12 protein-coding genes and 1 pseudogene are annotated in these 19,575 nt (G+C 65.8%); 3 read left to right on the top strand and 10 right to left on the bottom strand.

The genetic code is table 11. The features are described 5' to 3' along the window. Positions 1–69: 69 nt before the first annotated feature. Together STROP_RS24485 and STROP_RS01535 are read right to left on the bottom strand one after the other, a co-directional pair. The gene (locus STROP_RS24485) at positions 70–579 is read right to left on the bottom strand and encodes a hypothetical protein (RefSeq protein ID WP_148217315.1); all 510 of its coding nucleotides are present in this window, start codon (positions 577–579) and stop codon (positions 70–72) included. 5 nt (positions 580–584) lie between these two features. Next, positions 585–10,406, bottom strand: coding sequence for a polymorphic toxin-type HINT domain-containing protein (locus STROP_RS01535; RefSeq protein WP_011904223.1), 9,822 nt, complete (start codon positions 10,404–10,406; stop codon positions 585–587). 580 nt (positions 10,407–10,986) lie between these two features. Between STROP_RS01535 and STROP_RS25955 the strand changes: the two genes are divergently transcribed. Continuing rightward, positions 10,987–12,993, top strand: coding sequence for a tachylectin-related carbohydrate-binding protein (locus tag STROP_RS25955; RefSeq protein ID WP_011904222.1), 2,007 nt, complete (start codon positions 10,987–10,989; stop codon positions 12,991–12,993). A gap of 243 nt (positions 12,994–13,236) precedes the next feature. Here the strand turns inward: STROP_RS25955 and STROP_RS23405 are convergent, their stop codons facing one another. From STROP_RS23405 to STROP_RS01520, 3 genes are all read right to left on the bottom strand, one after another. Next, the gene (locus STROP_RS23405; RefSeq protein ID WP_011904221.1) at positions 13,237–14,028 is read right to left on the bottom strand and encodes a pentapeptide repeat-containing protein; all 792 of its coding nucleotides are present in this window, start codon (positions 14,026–14,028) and stop codon (positions 13,237–13,239) included. Then, positions 14,018–14,443: a hypothetical protein gene (locus STROP_RS23400; RefSeq protein WP_080516543.1), complete on the bottom strand. Its 426-nt coding sequence runs from the start codon at positions 14,441–14,443 to the stop codon at positions 14,018–14,020. The genes STROP_RS23405 and STROP_RS23400 overlap by 11 nt, the downstream gene beginning before the upstream one ends. 434 nt (positions 14,444–14,877) lie before the next feature. Beyond that, positions 14,878–15,117: a winged helix-turn-helix domain-containing protein gene (locus STROP_RS01520; RefSeq protein ID WP_011904219.1), complete on the bottom strand. Its 240-nt coding sequence runs from the start codon at positions 15,115–15,117 to the stop codon at positions 14,878–14,880. A 194-nt stretch (positions 15,118–15,311) separates the two neighbouring features. On the opposite strand from STROP_RS01520, the gene STROP_RS01515 reads away from it, so the two are divergent. Further along, complete coding sequence (locus STROP_RS01515; RefSeq protein WP_029125584.1) at positions 15,312–15,716, top strand: DivIVA domain-containing protein; 405 nt, start codon at positions 15,312–15,314, stop codon at positions 15,714–15,716. Next, positions 15,713–15,908: pseudogene (locus STROP_RS25460) on the top strand (hypothetical protein). The gene STROP_RS01515 and the pseudogene STROP_RS25460 overlap by 4 nt, the downstream one beginning before the upstream one ends. A 25-nt stretch (positions 15,909–15,933) precedes the next feature. Here STROP_RS25460 and STROP_RS01510 read toward each other — a convergent pair. From STROP_RS01510 to STROP_RS01495, 5 genes are all read right to left on the bottom strand, one after another. Next, the gene (locus STROP_RS01510) at positions 15,934–16,269 is read right to left on the bottom strand and encodes a DUF1416 domain-containing protein (RefSeq protein WP_026275807.1); all 336 of its coding nucleotides are present in this window, start codon (positions 16,267–16,269) and stop codon (positions 15,934–15,936) included. Beyond that, the gene (locus STROP_RS01505; RefSeq protein ID WP_026275808.1) at positions 16,266–17,114 is read right to left on the bottom strand and encodes a sulfurtransferase; all 849 of its coding nucleotides are present in this window, start codon (positions 17,112–17,114) and stop codon (positions 16,266–16,268) included. Before STROP_RS01505 ends, STROP_RS01510 begins: the two co-directional genes overlap by 4 nt. Before the next feature lie 206 nt (positions 17,115–17,320). Continuing rightward, the gene (locus tag STROP_RS26080) at positions 17,321–17,392 is read right to left on the bottom strand and encodes an Ms5788A family Cys-rich leader peptide (RefSeq protein ID WP_337998640.1); all 72 of its coding nucleotides are present in this window, start codon (positions 17,390–17,392) and stop codon (positions 17,321–17,323) included. 76 nt (positions 17,393–17,468) lie between these two features. After that, positions 17,469–18,260: an LmeA family phospholipid-binding protein gene (locus tag STROP_RS01500; protein ID WP_011904215.1), complete on the bottom strand. Its 792-nt coding sequence runs from the start codon at positions 18,258–18,260 to the stop codon at positions 17,469–17,471. A 96-nt stretch (positions 18,261–18,356) separates the two neighbouring features. Further along, a complete protein-coding gene (locus STROP_RS01495) occupies positions 18,357–19,388 on the bottom strand; it encodes a hypothetical protein (RefSeq protein ID WP_011904214.1) in 1,032 nt (343 codons plus the stop codon). Positions 19,389–19,575 lie beyond the last annotated feature (187 nt).

The raw sequence follows: 19,575 nt of genomic DNA, 5'->3' as shown, positions 1-19,575 counted from the left end.
GTCATCAGTGACACCTTGATCAGGCCCGTGAAGAATCAGGGTTGATTCGCCTCGTTACAGCGCTGCGCGCTACCAATTTCGGACAAACCGAAACCCACCCTTGTCGTCACCTTCTTCGTAACCCATAGCCTGGATCGTCTTATCCTCCGGCGACCTGCGCAGGAAGTCAAGTAAGCCAATCGCACGACCTCCGGAAAGATCATTCGCCGCAGCAAACTCCGAATTGGGATCGTGGCCGATCATCTCAGAGGCTCGATATAGCAATGAAAGCGCAGCCAGCGACTCTCGCAGATCGCCAGTAATTGCCTGAGCAATCGCTGCAGCCAGGATGCCGGCGCGAAGCTCGCGTGCATCCTGATGACGAACCGCGATGGACGCGGCTCGCTCCGCGAACGCGTTTAGAACCCGGTCAGCATCACCTGGCATAAGCCGCTTGACCTGCTCAAGTGAAGCGCTGTCTGCCGCACCTAGCAGCAGGTCCCGAATCTGGCGGTCCCTGGCCGACGGCAGGGCATCGCGGCCATAGTTCACGTTCTTGCTTAGCTCAAGAAATGAAAATGACTTTTCATCGAGGTTCATGACGATCAACTCCTTGGGGGGCGCAGATAGTCCCCATCCCACTTGTAGCCAGCGCCTGTCAGCATTTTCAGTTCCCGAGCCAAGACGGTCTGTCGACCATTAGCCGCGTCCCACAGGTTTCGGTGTGTCAGTGGGGATGCGACGTACACATCCTGCTTATTCTTAATAACCGCATTCACCCATGCATCATTCTTTGTGATGGTCCAGTCCGGGATGTTGAGAACATCGTGGCTCGCCCAGTCGCGGGCCACGGCAGTGTCCTCAAGACGACCGACAACTGCAGTGTTTCCTGCCTTCGGAGCTCCAGCACCAAGGATTGTGCAGTTGTGGACCAACACCGGTGTACTACCGGCTACCACATAGTACGTGTGGAGGCCGTCAACGGTGAGGTTGTAGACCTGCTGGTGCTCAGTCCACTTACGGACGGCCACCACCGTGGCCGGCCGGTGGTCCGCGGTTTCAAACTCATACCCGGGTTCGAGATCCCTCGCCTCGACCCAACGACCGTCGCCGTACTCCCAGAAGGGGTGACCGTCGGTGGCGGTGAGCTTCGCGGTTTGGTCGCCCGCATCACCATCGGTGTCGACAGTGATCTCGACCAGGTCCTTACTACCGGCACCTACGATCAACGCGGTGACGACACGCGCCTCGGTACGGCCGGTGGTGGGGTCGGTGGCGAGTACCCGGTCACCGATACGGACCTCACTGATCGCTCTACGACTACCGTCGGCCAGCAAGACTCTGGTAGCCGAAGTGAAGCTGTTGGTCCGGCAGCCCCTGTTAAATTGGCGTCCGGCGAGACTACGGACCTTCGACGCACCAGCGCTGATTGCTCTGCCGCCAGAAGCCAGGAGATTTCCGCCGACGTTGCCGGCCGCCCGCAGGCCGCCGCCGAGGGCGCGGACTCCGGCGCCGATCGCTCGGCCGGCGATGGGGCCGAGGGCGCCGCCGACCGCACCGAACGCAGCACCCGTCGCCACCTCGCCGAGCAGGTCCGAGCCGCGCTTTCCGATCACGCTGCCGGTGACGGCCGAGCCGACCGCACCCGCGAGGGCACCACACGCCACCGCACCGACGCCGGTCCAGCCGATCGCCATACCGCAGCCAACACCGACTGCGACGCCGGCCGCGATGCCGGCGATCTCGGCGGCATGGTCCTCGACGAACTGGGTTGACTTGTCCCATACGTCAGTTACGCCCTCGACCAGCGGCGCTACTTTCTCCGCTGCCGCGTTCAGGAGCTTCTCTCGGAACTTTTCCGGGTCCTTGATGGCCTGGGCGGTGACCGAGACGACACTGGCCGCGACTTTGACGCCGGCAGAAACCAGTTCTTTTGCTGCGATCAGAGGTTTTGTCAGCGCTTGAACAACCGGCAGTTTGGTGAATTTGACCAGCTTTTCCTGCGCTGCCTTGGCTGCCCGCGTAACCTTGGCCTTGACTTCATGTGCGGCGGCCCTGGCCTGTTCCTTCGCCCAGTCGCCGAGCTTGCCGTCCTGGTAGGCCGCGTAGCCCTCTCTCGCCTTGTTCTTAACCGCGTGGATCTTATCGCTAACCCAGGTCTTCGCTGCGGTAAGGGCTGATTTCACACGGTTGTACTGATTCGTAACCCAGGTGCGTGCATTCTCCCACAGCCTGGACCCCCAGCTCTTTGCAGAATTCCACGTCCGGCCCACAGCCTCCTTGGCGGACTTCCACTTGTTGGATACCCAGCTACTTGCTTTCTTGACAAAGCTGGGCCAGTGGCCGTCGGGGTCGTAGAAGTCGAGTGGGGCGCCAGCACCGTAGCCGTACCGGTTGGCCAGAATCGAATCCCCAGCGGCGTAGGTGACGCTGTCCCGCGAGGTGAACGAACCGGTACCGGGGTCGTACCAGCGGGCACCCATGTCGACCTGGCCGGTGTCTGGATCGGTCCAGTCACCCTGGAAGCCCAGGTTGCCGGTGTCGCCGACGCTGTCGATCTTTTGACCGAACGGGTCGTAGGCAGTCGAGTCGTTGAGTGCGGCGAGCTCGGTGTTGGCCGGGTCGAAGGCGGCCACGACATCGCCGTGCACGTCGGTCAGGGACAGCCGTTCGTTGTTGCCCTGGCCGGTGGCGAGCAGTTCTCCGCCCGGTCCGCGAGCGAAGTACTCCACCCCGTCGTGGACCACCTCATCCCCGAAGCCGGCGTAGGTGAAGGTCGTCCCGGTACGGGAGGTCACCCGGTCCAGGCCGTCGTAGGTGTAGGTCTGCTCGTCGGCCTCGGTGAGCCGGTCGAACGCGTCGAACGAGTACTGCTCGGACAGGCCGGAGCTGGTCCGGGTGCTCAGGGTGCCGCGGGCGGTGTAGGCATAGGTGTAGTCGCCATCGGAGAGCAGACGGTTTCGCTCGTCGAACGTAGCGGTCTTCGACCCGGCGCTGATCCGGTTACCGCTGTCGTCCCACTCGTACGCGACCGTGCCCTCCGGGTTGGTCCACGAGGTGAGCCGGCCCGCCTTGTCGTACGTGTAGGAGTTGTCGCCCGCGCCCGCGGTGCCCGTGGTCTTCTTCCCGGTCAGGTGACCGTTCAGGTCGAAGCCGTAGGTCACTGAGGCGACGGTGGAGCCGGCGCTGTTCTGCACAGTGTCGCTGGCGACCCGACCAAAGTCGTCGTACCCGAAGGTGCGAATCCGGCCGCCGCCGTAATCGACCGTCTCCACCTCGCCGGCGGCGTCGTAGCTCAGCCGCTGTGCCTGGCCGGTGATCGAGTCGGTGATCGTGTCGAGCCGACCCTTGACGTAGTCGAAGGCGGATGTCCCGGTCAAGTCAGTCCGGGTCGTCATCCGACCGTCGTCGTCGTAGGTGAAGCTGGCGGTGCCGGACGGGCCGGCGGTGGAGAGCAGCGCCCCCTGGTCGTTGTAGGTATAGCTATTGGCACCGCCCGGGGCGCTCACGCTGGTGGGCCGTCCCACCAGGTCGTAGCTGAGTTCCCGCGCGGTGGTCGCGGTGTCGCCACCTGATCCGGTCTCGGCGGTGAGCCGGCCGCCGGCGTCGTAGGTCCGCTGCCGGCTGACGTCGCCCGGTGCGCTCAACCGGACCGCCTGACCTTCGGCGTCGTAGCCGACAGTCCAGGTGCGGTCGGCCACCGCCGGGTGGGCGGTCGTCGCCGGTTCGATCGTCGACTCCGGCAGGCCGAGCGTGTTGTACGTGTAGGTGGTCGAGTTACCCCGGCCGTCGGTGTAGCGGGTCCGGTTGCCGGCGACGTCGTAGCCGAAGGTGGTGGTGATCGACTTTTTGTCGGTCACCGGTTCGATCTGTTTGCGTAGCCGGCTCAACGCGTCGTACTCGTACCGGGTGACGGTGCCGTACGGATCCGTTGACGAGATCATGTTGCTTGCCTCGTCGTATTCGTACGTCTGGCGGCGAAGCAGTGTCCCGTCCGCGTCCAGGCTGGCATCGCTGGCGCGGTCGCCAAACCGGTCGTACTCGATACTGACGGTGCGGCCCAGTCCGTCGGAGGCGCGGATCTGCCGGCCCGCGTAGTCGTAGCCGAAGACCATCGACTCGCCAGTAGGCGCGGTGGTCCGGATCATGTCGCCCACGCTGTCGTAGGCGTTGACCGTCGTCGCACCCGACGGCGACACGACCGAGGTCAGATTGCCGTAGTCGTCGTAGGCCATCTGGGTGACGAGGTTCCGGGGCGTCGGTTGCCGTTCCACGCGGGTCTGCGTGATCTGGCGGTCCAGATCATCGTAGGTGGATTCGATCCGAGCACCGGTCGGGTCGGTGACCGACAGCACTTCGCCGACGCGGGTGTACGTGTAGTGGGTCACCGCCCGGTCATCGTTGGTCGATGCCGGATCGTCCCGGGCGACAAGACGGTTGAGCTGGTCGTAGGTGAACTTGGTGGTGCCACTCGGACGGATTGCCTCGACAACGTTGCCCAGCCCGTCGTAGCTCTGTCGGGTTTCCGGGATGATCTGCTCGGAGACTCCCGGCGGCAGGTAGGCCGGGGCTAGGGTGCGCACCGGACGGCCGAGTTTGTCGTACTCGACGTGGGAGATCTGCCCGCGTGGGTCACGCGCGGCGACCTGCTCGCCGAAGGTGTTATAGCTGAACGCGACCTCGGCGCGGGTCGTGACGGGCTCGCCGCCGTCGCTCTCCGCCGCCGCCGCCGGGCCGGTCGAGCTGACCTGCCGGCCGAGTTCGTCGTATTCGTAGGTGGTGGTGAAGGCGGCCTTGTCAGCACCGCTCACGTTGCCCCGGGGGTCGGTGGCGCTCAGTCGCAAGCCCCGCTGGTCATACGTGTAGCTGGTCGTCCGGGTCTCGCTGCCTGCCGTCACCTTCTCGGTCAGCAGGTTGCCATCATCGTCGTAGGTGTAGTCAACGGTTTCCGTGACAACCGGCACGACCCACGGCACATTGGAGGCCTTGCCGCTGCGGGTCGTCCGCGTCACGTTGCCGTTGAGGTCGTACGCCATGGTCTCGGTCCGGGTCAGCCCGGTCGGATCCAGAACGCTGGTGAGGAGCTTGCCCGCCCGGTCGTACATGAACTCGCTCGTCCGGGTGCCGTTAGCTTCCTTCTTGAGGGTGAGGTTGCCGGCCGCGTCGTACTGGCGTTCCTCGACCACATAGTCACGCGTGGTTCCGTCCTGGTCCCGGAAGTCCTTCATCGTGATGGCGTGCAGGCGGTCGTCCCGGTAGTACGTGTACTCCAGGCGACGACCCATCGCGTCGGTGTCGCTGGCGAGTCGACCCGCGTGGTCGTACGAGTAGGCGTGCAACACCAGATAGTCGCCGGTGTCCGGGGCGGGTATGCCATCCGGGTCGCTGCGCCAGCCGCGCAACCGCACCTCGGCGACCTTGTTCTGAGCCGTGTACGCCCAGTCGTACCGGTTGTCGTTGGCATCCACCATGGATGTCCGGTTGCCGAACCGGTCGTACTCGTAGCTCTCCTCGTTGCCTTCAGCGTCGATCATCCGCACCGGGCGGTTGTACTCGTCGTACTCGGTGGTGACGATTCGCTCCGGATCCTCGCCGAGCAGGTCGGCGACGGTTACCTCGGTGACGTTGCCGTCCGCGTCGTACTCGTTGGTGGTGCGCGCCTGATGCTCCGCACCGGAGATCTCCTCGGTGACTACCGGGCCAGTGACGGTCTTGACCCGGGAGTGATCGTCGTAGGTGAAGGTGGTGGTGACACCCTCGGGGTGGGAGTCCGAGACAATCTTCTCGGTGAGTTGCCGGCCGAGTGTGTCATAGGTGTACTCGCTGACCAGACCGCCTGGCTCGGTGACCCGGGCAAGGTCTCCGTTGCTGTAGTAGACGAAGCGGGTGACCTTGCCACGGGCGTCGGTACTGGTCTTGATCAGGCCGGCCGGTGGATTCCCGCCGCCAACGGCGACTTCGGCACCGAAGGTGTACGTGTGCCTGACGGTGCTTCCGTCCGGGTTGGTCTGCCGGGTTAGCTGACCGTCTATCGCGTATTCGAAGGTGGTGCGGTACTGATTGTCGGTGGGGCTGCTCGACCGGCTGTCCCTCGACTCGACGACCAGGTCCACCCGCGGGTCCAGCCGGTCGGTGATGGTGGCGGAGTAGGTGAAGTAGCGGGTATGGCACTCAGAGGTGGTACGGCAGTTCTTACGGGTCGTCAGGCGACCCTTGCTGTCGTAGGTCATCTCCACCGAGTCACCGTTTTCGTTGGTGACCTTGGTCTGGTAGCCCTTTTCGTCGTACGAGTAGCTGCGGATCGCCATGCCGTCGAGCGGATGCTCGACGAAGACCGGCCCACCGGAGTCGTCCGGAATGATGGTGCAGAAGGCAGGGTCGATAGGGTCCGGTTCCGTGCACGTCTCACCGGGCGGAGGACCCGGCGACGGAGTTGGCTCACCCGGCTGGTCCTCCCGCCGGGTTTCCAGGCCGAGCGGAATGCCGGAGCGCAACATCTGCCCGGTCAGCGCGTCATACTCGTAGAGGTGCGGACGGTTGGCCGGGTCCAGGAGCTGGACACTCCGGCGGAGATCGTCGTCGCCGCCGTAGATGGCCGGCTGACCGATCTTCCATGTACCACCGTTCTCGTCGGTGTATTCCTTGACCCGGTCGGTGGCGGTGTCGTAGACAACCTCGCTGGCGACCTTACCGCTGGGCAGCGTGATCTTGGTGAGCTGCTGTGCGGCGGGCTTCGCGTACTCGAAGTGTGCCGCGGCGGTCTTCGGGCCAATGGGATGCGAGTAGACGGCGACCTCGTCGATCGTGCCGGCGAAGTACCGCCGAGCCGTCCACCCCCAGCCCGGCCACGAGCCGGGCGTCGTAGCCGAAGCGGCACCGACCTGGTTGAACGTCAGCAGCGAGTGTTCGATGGTCTGCCCGGTCCGCTCGCCGACCTTGACGCCGTCCAGATACATGGTCTGGACGTTGCCCATGGCGGACAGTACGACGTGGTGCCACTTGCCGTCGTTGACAGGAACGGTGGAGGAAATCGGTGCGATGGTGCCTCCGGCGAGCTGACCACGCAGGCGGCCGTCGATGCCGGTGTAGAGGATCGGCACCCCGTTGGTGGCAGCGGAGTCGAGGGCCTTGTCCTGGTAGCCGATCAGCGGGCCACCGGTCTGGGTCTTGCCGACCTTGAACCAGAGCTCGACAGCGGTGTCACGACTCTTTTTCACCAGGCCCTTGGGGAGCTCCACATGGGAGGAGGCGCCGTTGAAGGAGGCCGCGGTGTCACCGACGCCCTCGATCACACCAGGTTGGGCAAGGGTCACGTGGTGATAGGTGGCGGAGTCCTTGCCCAGGTTAATCGCGACGTCGCTGGCCGCCGCGGTGCCCTCACTCTCCCCGAGTCGGTAGTACGAGTCCGGGCGGGCATCGAGCACGGCGGTACGGTAGTGCGAGCCCTCCGCGTACTCGTAGCTGGTGCAGGCGTCCGTCGGCGAGCACACCTTGGTGAGCAGATCGCCGCTGTAGGAGTAGGTCCAGGTCAGCGGGGCGCCGTCAATCGCGTCGGTCTTGACGGCGGTGATATGGTCGTCGGTCCACGAGAAGTGGAGCGCTCGGCCCGCGGTGTTGGTAAAGCTGTTCGCGACCTGCGCCCGTGCCAACTTGCCGGAGAAGACGTCGTACACCAGCTTGACCGACCGGGCCATCTTGTCAGTGATCCTGACCAACTTGCCGGTCAGGGAAAACTCGTAGGTGGTGCCGGAGCGGTCGCGCAGCTTCCAGCCCGTGTCATCGAGGGTCAGCCGGGCCACCCGACCCGACGGCGCGACGTACGTCCCGTCGGAGTTCCGCCCGAACCGTACCTCCTGCCCGTCCGGGTAACGGATCACCACGTTGCCGGAGCCGTCATCGTCCGGCGTCAGCTTCATGTCGTACCGACTGGACCAGCCGGCGCCGAAGACCGCGGACGGACGCGGGTCGAGGCTGTTGTACGTGCGGAGCAGATTCAGCTCCGGCCCAACGGTCATGGCCGTGACGTCGATCGCCGAGGTACTGACGTTGCCGACCTGGGTGTCGAAATCACGCCCCCGTTCGGCGTCTGGCGATCTGGCGATCCGGGAGAGCACGTCCGGTTGGGGCACGGAGGTAAGTAACACCGAGTCGGGGGAGCGCACCTCGTTGGCGCCGTCCCTGACGTAGGCACGCCACAGGTAGGACTCGCCCCAGGACAGGCGACCGTCCGGGATCACCCACGCGTGTTCGTCGAGGTAGCCGGAGTCCGTGCAATTGGTTTCCCCGCCGTCGTCGGTACGATCACAGACCTCGAACTTGAAGCTGAGAGTTGCCCCGGGCGGGGCGTCGGTGTCCACGGCTTGCGCCCACAGCAGCGGGTTCAGGGTGGGGGCCTGGTACCCGTTCGGTGGGTACAGCTCCTGCACCACCGGTGGCACGTCGAAGACCTGGAGCACGATCCGGCCCGGCGGGACCTGGTGATCGGTGAAGACGGCGCCGCCGGTACGCACCATGGTGAAGTCGAGGAAGTACGTTGCCGGTTCCAGCCGTTTCACCGAGGCGTCGAGGGTGACCGTGGCGCCGCGGGCGAGGGTCGACGGCAGGCTTGCCGACCGCTGCTGGGTAACGGCCTCTCCCGTCTGGGCGTTGTAGACCCGGTAGGCGAGGTAGTAGTTCGCGGGCGTCCAGTCCTCGGAGCCCCGGTTGGTGACGGTCACCTGCACGTTGCCGTCCTGGTTACGCAGGACGGGCGGCTCCGGGGTCGGGTTCGGGATCGCGTACTCGGCGTTGTAGGGCGAGTGGGTGATGTACAGCGTTGGCGCGTTGGCGGTACCGGTACCGGCAAGCCGCTTCCAAGCCGAGGAGTCAGTCGTCGGGGCCCGCAACGACAGACCGTTGTTGGCCTGTTCACCGTTCACCCACCGCTGTACCAGGTCCCGCCCGGCCGTACCAAGGTCGAACATCTCGTTGGCCGCCGGGCACGCCGACTGGGACTGCCCCAGGCCGATGTAGCCATGCGCGAACGAGCGGCTGGCGAGTGAGCTACCCACCGACGGACCGGGGTACGAGTGGCCGGTGCCCGCGGTCCACGACTCGGTGACCGGGTGGACAGTGATCTTCCGTGGCTTGCAGGAGGCCGCGTCGTAGTTGACCACGGACAGGGCGGCCCCGTGGATAGTTTGATCACGTAGCTGGTCAACCAGCCCGTTGAACGTGAGGTACGCCGCCGCGTTGGACCCACTGGCGCGTCCCACCAGCAGCTCCTGGCCTCCAGAGGTGGAGCTGCTGCCGTGCACGTACATGCTGCTGTCCGCGCCCTCGCTGGTCACCGGCGGACCCACCGTCGGGTCAACCTCGACCGGGAACCGACGATCCGGATCGCTCAACCACGCCGAGTCCAGCGTCAGTCGCAGCGCGGGTTGATCGTCAACGTTGACGAGTTCGTAGCGCACGCCGGTGGAGGTGGCAGGCCCGCGATCGCCCTCACCGGCATCCACCATGTACCCGGGCGGAATGACCCCCCGTTGCACGCCGGCTTTGTCGGTCAGTACGACCTGCCCGTCAACGAGCCGGGCGGTCAGGTCGCGTAGGTGAAGCGGAAAGAGATACGAGGTCGGAGCGGTGGCGGAGTGCAGAACGAGAGTTTCCTTGACCCCGCCGGGACGCGGTTCCAAGCGCAGATCCATCTCCGGTCGAACACCGGGATAGACAATCGCGTCACCAGTGACCTGCCCGACCGTCCCGGCGGCGTCGGCGACGCTGTAGCCGAACTCGATGTCCTCGTCGAAGATCAACCGGACGAGATCGCCCGCGTCAGACCGAGGAGCCAGTCGGACCTGGGTCGCGTCCGCCGCGTTCTGCCAACCACCGTCACTGCTGGGCACCAGACTGCTGTCAATCGGTGCCCAGTTACCGTCTGACGTCTGGTAGTTGATCGGCGCGGACGAGAATTCGACGGTCTGGGTGCCATCGGCGTTGTGGTAGACCCGCTGGTTGGCGTCACGCTCGGCCGGCTGCTCGCGACTGGTCTTCTGGTCGAAGCCCTTTGCCTCACCCGCCGGCGGCTGCTCCACGCTGGCCTTGTTGACGACTGACTTCGGCTCCTGCGCCAAGCGATGCAGCGGGTGGCGGCCGCGCTGTGTGGTCGGCAGCTCCCGATTGACCCGGCCCCGGGCAACGTGGTCGCTTCCGGTCGCCGCCGAACTCCACTTCTGGGCAGGCGCCCCAGCCGCTGCCCTGCGCCCGGCCTCGTCTCCTGCAACGGGCAGCGGCGACAGACCACTCACCCCGCCGCCGCCCAAACCGAGAGCGAGTACGCCAACCATGGCAGCAGCGACGAGAGAACGCACCGTGCCCGTGCGCAGCAGCGGAGCACGCCTCGACGGCTGTGCCGACCGGTCGAACGTACGTCGAGGACCAAAGGACATCGTCAACCCCTGGGCTGATGGATCAATTGACAGCAGGAAGACTGCGGATCAGCCTCGAGCGACTCGACCTCGAACGGTTCCGCAGTGTTAGTGCATTTCTGAAAATAGCCGAACAACGCATAAATCCAGAAATTGCCAGCACATAAGTGCGCCGGGCGACACGCGACAGACAAACGTCAAGCCAGCGCGAGAACAGCCTCAAACGCAGGGACAGTGTGCACACCCACAGCGGCCGTTAAAGGCGATCAGCCATTGTGAACTTCCCATTAGAAAACCCGCTTCTTCGACTGTCCACTGCTACTCTCCGTCACCGTCCCATCTCGACTCGCCGCCGTACAATCCCAGCAACGCAGGCCATTGTCAAGGCGCCATCCGACCCACTCAACCGGGCAGGCGCACCTCCTGACGGGACGGCAATGAGGGGGCACGGTGCAGCCCCGATCGACTACCATCCAGCACGGCCAAACAAGCAGGGCCCGCAGTGCCTCCCAGCTACAAAGACCTATTACTTTATTCCACACAATCCAAGAATGCCGGCATACCGGGCAAACAGCACACACACTGAGAGAGGGGTTTGAAAATGTTCCGTCCCACACATGTTCGCAGGCGGGGAACAGTCCCCAGGCGCAGCGCACTCCGTTTAGGACTTGCGATTGCACTGATCGGCAGCGGCATCACCGTCACCGCTGGAGCTCACCCCGCACAGGCGTCCGAAGATGCGTTCAGCTGCACCGGCGCGGCACAGTTTTTCAACTCCACCAGCAGCGGCACACTGACTCACCGAAAATACGAAACCCCGGGATACGACGACGGCAGCAGCGGAGAGTGGACCGCCGCCACCACCATCGGAGTCGGCTGGCAACAGTTCGGACGCGTCCTCGGGGGCCCCGACGGACGGGTCTACGGGATCAAATCGGAGGGAATGTTCCGCTACCGGTGGACCGGATTCGGGTGGGAAAGGATCGACGGCGCACAAGGACCGCAGATCAGCTCCAGCTTCGGGTCGTACGCCGAATCAGCAAATCGCAACAAGATCACCATTGACGAGTCGGGTGACTTCTACACCATCGACGACACCGGAAGGCTTCGCTGGCACCGCTACAGCGAATCGTCAAAGACATGGACCATCGACGGCCGAGTGATCGACACGGGATGGGACCGGTACAACCTCCTGTTCGCCACCTCCCCGGGAGTCCTCTACGCCCGCGCCGCCGACGATCGTCTCTACCGGTATCGCTTCGACCCGACGACGCAGCGATGGATCAGCTACAACCTCCACGTCGGTTCCGGCTGGGGCTACTACACCAGTATCTTCTCCGCCGGCGGTGACACCGTCTACGGCGTCCTGGACAACGGCGACCTCTACCAGTACCGCTACCGAGAAGACCTGCTCGACTGGGAGCTCGTCTTCCACAAGGCCGGCTGGGGATGGCGTTTCCCCGAGATCTTCGCGACCACGAACACCTGCCACCAGGGCGCGATCAGCAGCCCCGCGCTTCCTTCGATACCGTTGCAGCCGAACATGCCGATCGCGGCGATGCAGGCCCCAGCAGCCTCAACAGCCCTCGGCACCCTGGAAATCGCCTACAACGACAACATCGGCCAAATCCGACACGGCCGGGCTAACCCCGACGCCCTCGCCACAATCCAATGGTCAGCCCCCGCCAACATCGTGCACGTGGGCACCCCGGCCCTCGTCGCGGACGCCGAAGACAACGTAAACGTCTTCAGCCAAACCAGCACCAGCGACATCCAACGACTCACCCAGAAAGCCCCCGCCTCCCCCGACTGGAAACCCTGGCTGGAACTCGGCGGCGCAATGAAATCCGCCCCCGCCGCGATCCAACTCTCCGACGATAGCCTCGCCGTCTTCGCCTACGACACCAATGGCACCCTCTGGTCACGCCAACAAGACGGAACCACCGGCGAACTCCTACCCTGGACCTCCACCGGCGCCACCGGCCTAACTGGCACCCCAATCGCCCAAATCGGCCCTGACCGCACCGCCACCATCCTCGCCACCACCAGCACCGGCAAAGTCCAAACCGCCACCTGGCAAGCCGGAACTCTCACCACCGAATGGACCGACCTCGGCGACACCCAATTCACCGGCTCACTAACCACCACCCTCCTACCCGGGTACCGAGTAATGGCCGTCGGTCACGCCACCAACGGCACCATCCAAACCCAACTACAAAACATCAACGGCACCTGGCCCGGCACCTGGACCACAATCGGCGACAACTCAATCACCCCGGACGGATCACCCAGCACCATCCTCAGCCCCACCACCGGCCGCGCCTGGGTCTTCATCCGCGCCACCGACGGCAATATCTACCGCACCCGCCACACCGCCGCAGGATCAACCACCTGGACAACCTGGGGACCCGTCACCTCCGGAGAAACCTACCCCGTCGATCCCACCGCATTCACCTGGCAAAACTCAAACGGCCACCAAATCGCCTTCGTAACCCGCAACACCAACGGCTCCATCCGCCTCTACGCCGCAGACGAGACCACTACCACCACCAAGACCACCACAGAACCCACATTCACCCAACACAACATCCCAACACCACACCAGTAACCAACCAACCCCGCCGGTGGCCAACAAACTCATGTGGCCATCGGCGGCCCACTCCAGATCGCGGCCACATTACCTCGGTGGCGTCGAAGAGTCACCCATCTGAGTAGGCCACCGATCGTTGCCGCAGGTGTCGTCCAGCCCGGACGTCACCTGCGGCTCATGGGTTACAGAGCCCGCGATCTCGGGCCCTCGAAAGGCCGCTCCAGACCAGCGACAGCGTTCACTCGACGCCTACGTGCCCGGTCACACGACAACGGATGGGCGAATCCGGCCGCCAGCGTCTGGTAGCACGACGTAAACGCCCGGTTGATCCGGCCATTCCGCCGACCGGAACCAGATCTCCGCTGCCCGGTCGGGTGGCCAGATAGTGGCCCAATCCCACCGTGCCCCCGCGAGTGTGGTGCTGGTGAGAACGGCACCGTAGAGGTTGGCCTCGCGGAGGTTGACGCCGGTGAGGTTGGCGCGATCGAGGTTGGCCTCACGAAGATCGGCGCTGGTGAGGTCGACGCCGGTGAGATTGACTCCGCGAAGGTCAACACCGGCCAGGTTGACGCCGGCAAGGTCAACACCGGTGAGGTCGGCACCGATGAGCAGCGCGCCAGTGAGGTTGACGTCGGTGAGGTCCGCGCCGCGGAGGTCGACACCGGCAAGGTTCGCGCCTGTGAGGTCGACGTCGGTGAGGTCCGCGCCGCGGAGGTCGACACCGGCAAGGTTCGCACCGGTGAGGTCAACGCCAGCGAAATTAGCGCGGGCGAGGTTGACACCGGCGAGATCAGTCTCGCGAAGATCCCTGTTGTTGAGCTCGACGCCAGCCAGGTCGGACTTGCGGAGGTCGGCGGTGCGAGAGTCGTCCTGGTGGAGATCAGCGCTGGACAGATCTACGGTCTGTTGGCTGGCGAAGGCTGGGGTACGTCGGCTCAGGGCATCAATGAGGTGTCTTAAACGGCCAGGTCGGGCTGCTCGTGGTGAGTGAAAAGCGGGGGTGGACCGACCGAGCGCGAGCACAAGTTGGCGGCGGAAGGAGTCAGTCGACATCGGAAGAGCCCGCTTCTCCCGGGGCCCGCTTCTGGTCCTTTGCTATCGGGGGTGGTACGGATCGGGTGAGGGGTAGTGTCGAGTGGTGGTGCGGTGTGGTGGCTTCGGCTGGCGCCATGTCAACCTGGCGCAGAATTTTCTCGATCAATAGTGGTGCGGTGATGCCGAGGAGCCCGGCGGCGAAAGGGCTGGCTAGCTGCCCGTCGGCTCCGATGAGGGCGGCGAGCCCTGCGCCAGCGGCGAGCCGGAGCACGACTGAGGCCAGGTATGCGGGGAGTCCCGGCTCATCGGGGCGGTTCCATGGCAGGGTTTTCGCGCGGCGCAGCGCAGCGCCAAGTTCGAGTGCTTCCACAATAAAGCTACCTAGCAGCCCCCAGAGGGCTGACTCCATAGTGGAAAGGGGCTCGAACGACATAGGCGAACAATAGCCGCCCCCTTCCTTCTTCCACCGGTGGCCGGTGGCTGGCAACCGGCCAACCAGCGGCTACGGGAGAACATCGAAGTCGGCGAAATCTTAGAACCCGGACCGGGGATAAATCAATGCCGGGACGATGAATGTGGTGAACGATCACACTGACAAGTAGTTCACAGTGTTAAAGTGAACGTTCGATTTGTCATCGTCTTGCGGCATAGCTCCCACAGGACAACCGCCGAGGACACGGAAGCCGGCTTTACGCTCAAATCACCCAAGGCGCCCTGGCGCAGCTTTCGGGCATAGCCGATGGATTAGGCCAAGCAAACCTTGGCGGTAGTCCACCCCACCGCCACGCCTGTGGCACCGGCCAGTCAACAGCCAGCCGCGCGACCATCGGTTGCGCGCCTTGCCCGAGGCCGGGCGGCACCGGCGGGTCAGGGCTTACGGAGCCACGTCTTCGGATCGGTCACGAAGACACCCTTGCCCTGGTGACGGTTGATCACCTCCAGCGCCTCCAGCCGTACGTTGACGAGCTGGATCGTGGACGGGCTTACGTGGTACCGCTCGCAGAGCTGAGCGATCGAGGGCAGCTTGTCCCCCGCTTCGTATCGGCCTGACCTGATGTCATCAATGATCTCGTCGGAGATCCGGATGTAGTCCGGTGTCGCTGGCATGTCACTCCTCGCGTGGCACCTCCGATTCGATCACGAGAAAGACAAGAACAACAAGTTTAAGGTGTTCCTTGCCTATCTTGGCTTCCTTGTATAAGTTGAGCACCAGGTCCTCCTCGCGTGGCAACGAGTAAGGGCTCGATCCCCCGGTCGGGGTGGGTGGGTACGGCTCACCCCGACCCGTCCGGTCAGGAGAGGTGGTTGACGTGCGTAACCCGTTCCGACGATTCCGTCGCTGGCGAGACCGCCCCGCCCCGAGCCACCCCACTGCTCGCACCGACTCGCTGATCGGTGCGAACGTGCGCCGCCCCACCGGCACCGACAGCGAGGTGGACCGCCACCGGTCGTACGCCGGCAACGCAGGCGGGCACCACCGGTCGGCGACCCACTGGCCGTTGACCCCCGAACAGGTACGCCAGCAACAGTTCCCGCAGGTCCGGCGGGGACTCGACGCATCCGAGGTGGAACTCTTCCTCTATCGGGTCGCGGCGGACCTGTCCGCGGTACAGACCGAGCTGAGGAGGACCCGGGACGAGAACATCCGGATCAAGCGGGCGCTGCGCGACTGGCAGTCCCGGTTCACCCCGGGCGTACGGGCATGAGCGCGCCCGACAGCGACGATCGACCGCGCCTCGTCGTCCATGTGACCCTGCACGCCGACGACCTTGCCGACGCGCGGCTGGCGCTGCCTGCTGCGGCCCGAGCACGACGGCGACTGTTCCCGACGGTTCCTCCAGCCCATCACCGGCCACGCGCGACGCAACAGGACGGCTGCGGCCCGCAACCGGAGGTAGCGGGCCGCAGCCGATCAGCGTGGTGTCATTCGACGGCGACCGTGACAGCCGCCTCGTTGATGCCCCGACTGGCCGTGATGACGGTGTCGCCATTGCCGTGCCGGGACAACGCACGCAGTCGCCACGTGCCCGGCGCCGCGAAGAAGCGGAACTGCCCGGCCGGCGAGGTGACCACCTCGGCGGTGAACTCGTCGGCAGAGTCGAGTAAACGGACGTACGCACCGGTCACCGGCTCACCCGCGGCATCGTGGACAACGCCGGTGATGACGGTCTCCTTCTCCAGGTCGAGGCTGGCCGGCAGCGGAGCGGCCTGATCCGGGGCGGCGCACCCGGCCGCAGTCGAAGCAGTCATGACGTTCACTCCTTCCCGGGCTCGTCGCCGAGCGTCACCGGCACGCCGACCAGCGAGCCGTACTCGGTCCACGAGCCGTCGTAGTTCTTCACGTTCCGGTGGCCGAGCAGCTCCTGGAGCACGAACCAGGTGTGCGAGGAGCGCTCGCCGATCCGGCAGTAGGCGATGGTCTCCCGGCTGTCGTCCAGCCCGGCCGCGGCATAGATCTCGCGCAGTTCCTGGTCGGACTTGAACGTGCCGTCCTCGTTGGCCGCCTTCGACCACGGCACGCTGATCGCGGTGGGTACGTGACCCGCGCGCTGCGCCTGCTCCTGCGGCAGGTGGGCGGGGGCGAGCAGCCGCCCCGCGTACTCGTCGGGGCTGCGCACGTCCACCAGGTTCTTCGTACCGATGGCGGCCACCACTTCGTCGCGGAACGCCCGGATGGTGTGATCCGGCTCCTGCGCCACGTACTGGGTCGCCGGGCGGGACACCGCCTCCGTGGTCAGCGGACGGGCGTCCAGCTCCCACTTCTTACGACCGCCGTCGAGCAGCCGGACATCGCCGTGGCCGTAGAGCGCGAAATACCAGTACGCGTACGCGGCGAACCAGTTGTTGTTGCCGCCGTAGAGGACGACGGTGTCACCGTTGGCGATGCCCCGTTCGGAGAGCAGCGCCGCGAACTGGTCCTTGTTCACGAAGTCCCGGCGGACCTGGTCCTGTAGGTCGGTCTTCCAGTCCAGCTTGATCGCGCCGGGCAGGTGGCCGGTGTCGTAGGCCGAGGTGTCCTCGTCGACCTCGACGAAGACGACACCCGGGGTGTTGAGGTTCTTCTCGGCCCAGTCGGCCGAGACGAGTGCGGAATCACGACTCATCAGATCACTCCTGGTGAGGATGGATGGTGAGCCAGCGCGCGGAAGTCGGTGGTGCATCGATGGTCACCACGCGCGGGACCCATGGCTCGGATCGGATCACGGGTTCGTGTGACGGCGCCGCTGTTTGGCGTAGGAGGGGCACCGGCTGGGTGCGCAGACTCTGGGTGCTGGGAGGCCGGACCAGGCGGCCGAGAGCAACCCCGCCGTCAACGGACGGAGCGACACAGGCAGGCGGCCACACGGCACAGGTCGACCGCGCGCCGTTTGGTGAGGAACATCCCCATGGGCAGGGAGCCTACCAATGATGTCGCCGTAAGCCACGGACTCAACCAGCATCCGGGACACGTACCCGGCTCAGCTCGCCGCGTTGATCGGCACCTCAACCGCCTCCGCGGTGATCTGGAGCCCTTCGGGCAACGGCCGGACCTCACTGACGGTGAGGTCGAACGGCAGTGCCGGCAGGGGCACGTCAACGGAGATGCCCTCCGCGAAGTTGCTCAGCAACATCCGGGCCAGCGACCCGTTCGGCAATCCCTCCGCGGTCAGGCCGGTGAACCGCAACGCCACCTGGCCCTGCTCGACCGTGATGTCGGCGGTGCCGCTGACCGGCACTTGCTGCCCGAGGATGTCCACCGGGGCGGTCACCGCGAGTCGGCCGTCCCGCTCCCCCAGCTGTAGCCCCTCCCGGTCGAGTCGGGTGGCGAGGCTGTCGTAGCTGATGGTGCCGGTGCCCGTGACGCTACCGGCGATCACCCCACCCCGGCCGGAGCGGAGGGTGTCCAGCGAGGCGGTCACGTCGTAGGCGTCGATGTCGAGGGTCGGTAGGGCCAGCACATCACCCTGGACCGATCCCCGGACCTCCTTGAGCCCGATGGAGATGCGCTCGTAGCGGCCGTCGAGGACCTGGGTGACGAAAGGGAATCCGCCGATTTCCACCTCGGGCGGCCCCGCCTGAACGCCCTGCGTGGCGAGTTCCTCACGGACCTGTTCGGTCAGTGCGCGTTCGGCCACCCCCGCCGCCACCCGGTCGGCCACCACCAGCAGCCCGACCAGGAGCAGGAGCAGGACCAGGAGCACGACGAGTACGCGCCGCCCGCGCTGCGGCCGGGGGCGTTCGTCCTGGTACGGGCGCTCCTCGGTCGTCACAGTTCCTCCTGTCGCCGCCACTACTACCGGCACCGCCGTCATGCCGGCACCGCGTTACTGCGGCGAGGCTACCCGGACCGGTGGTGTCCCGACCGCTCAGAGGACCAGCTTGCACAGGACGTACGCGGCCGGCGCGGCGAGAGCGAAGCCGGTAAGCGGACCTTGCATGTGCCCGATCCCCCACCTGGGGGACGGCTCGCCGGCCATGACCCGGCCCGCCTCCGCGTACCCGACGGCGAGGTCCGCCAGGACGGCGACGACCGCCGCGACCAGCCCCATGATCGCGGCCCGGGTCGGGGTGAACGGGGTGACGAGATAGCTGCCCAAGACAGCACTGACCATGGTACCGATCATGGCGCCGCCGACCACGCCAGCCGCGCCCCGCGGCACCTGGGGGGCGAGCCGGGGCCAGGCGGCGAACGCGTCGGTGATCCGGGCTACGGCGAGCGCGACCCCGGCCGCGACCAGGCAGACCATGATGACCTGGGTGCCCATCGGGATCCGGGTAAGCACGATCATGGTGGGGAAGGCGACGGACCCGGCAACGATGAGCATCGTGCCGCGCAGCGATTCGATGACCTGCGCCCGGTCGACCCGCCGGACGAACTGCCCCACGACTGCGGCGGCCAGGCCGACCAGCAGGACCTGCACCAGCGGCATCAGCCGGGCCGGATCACTGCGGACAGCCACGGTGTCGGCGACGATCGCGGTAGCCACACCCACCCCGGCCACCGTCATCAACGCCGGTGGGCGAGACGCCATTGTCCAGGCCAGCACCGAGAGCGCCTGAACGCCGAGGATGACGGCCGTGAACGGCAGCCGGTGCCCGGGACCGCTGGTCTGCGCCGCCAGCACCAGCCCCAGCCCCAGCAACACCGCGAAACCGGCGACGGCCAGCGCGAGTGACCGGCGTACCTCGACCGGCGGGGTCTCCTCCACGTCCTGGTCATGACCGTCGTCCGGGTCGCCCGCAGGCCGGCGGCCCGGCTCCCCGTCCCGCCGGACCCGGCGTGTGCCGCCGCGCTCCGGCCCCCCGTCGTCCCCCCCGGCGCGCGGCGCGGGCGGACCGCTGGACGGCTGTTCGGGCCAGGGCTCACGGCCGGTCTCGGGCCTGCGGGAGGGAAGCACCCACCGATCGTGCCAGACCGAACGGGCGCCGCGGGCGTCACGGTTTCGGTGACGTTAAAACCTACCCCCCAGTCATGGGTATAACAGACAAAACGGATTTGCACTGACGGTTGACGCAGGGCAATCGGTTAGGCTCAACCTGTTTACCCGCCCGTCAGCGACGCCGGGACCACGCAGTACCCCAGTG

This window comes from Salinispora tropica CNB-440 (assembly GCF_000016425.1).
Taxonomy (GTDB): domain Bacteria; phylum Actinomycetota; class Actinomycetes; order Mycobacteriales; family Micromonosporaceae; genus Micromonospora; species Micromonospora tropica.
The sequence above is the reverse complement of the archived record's forward strand: the minus strand, read 5'-3'. Positions and strand labels throughout refer to the sequence as shown.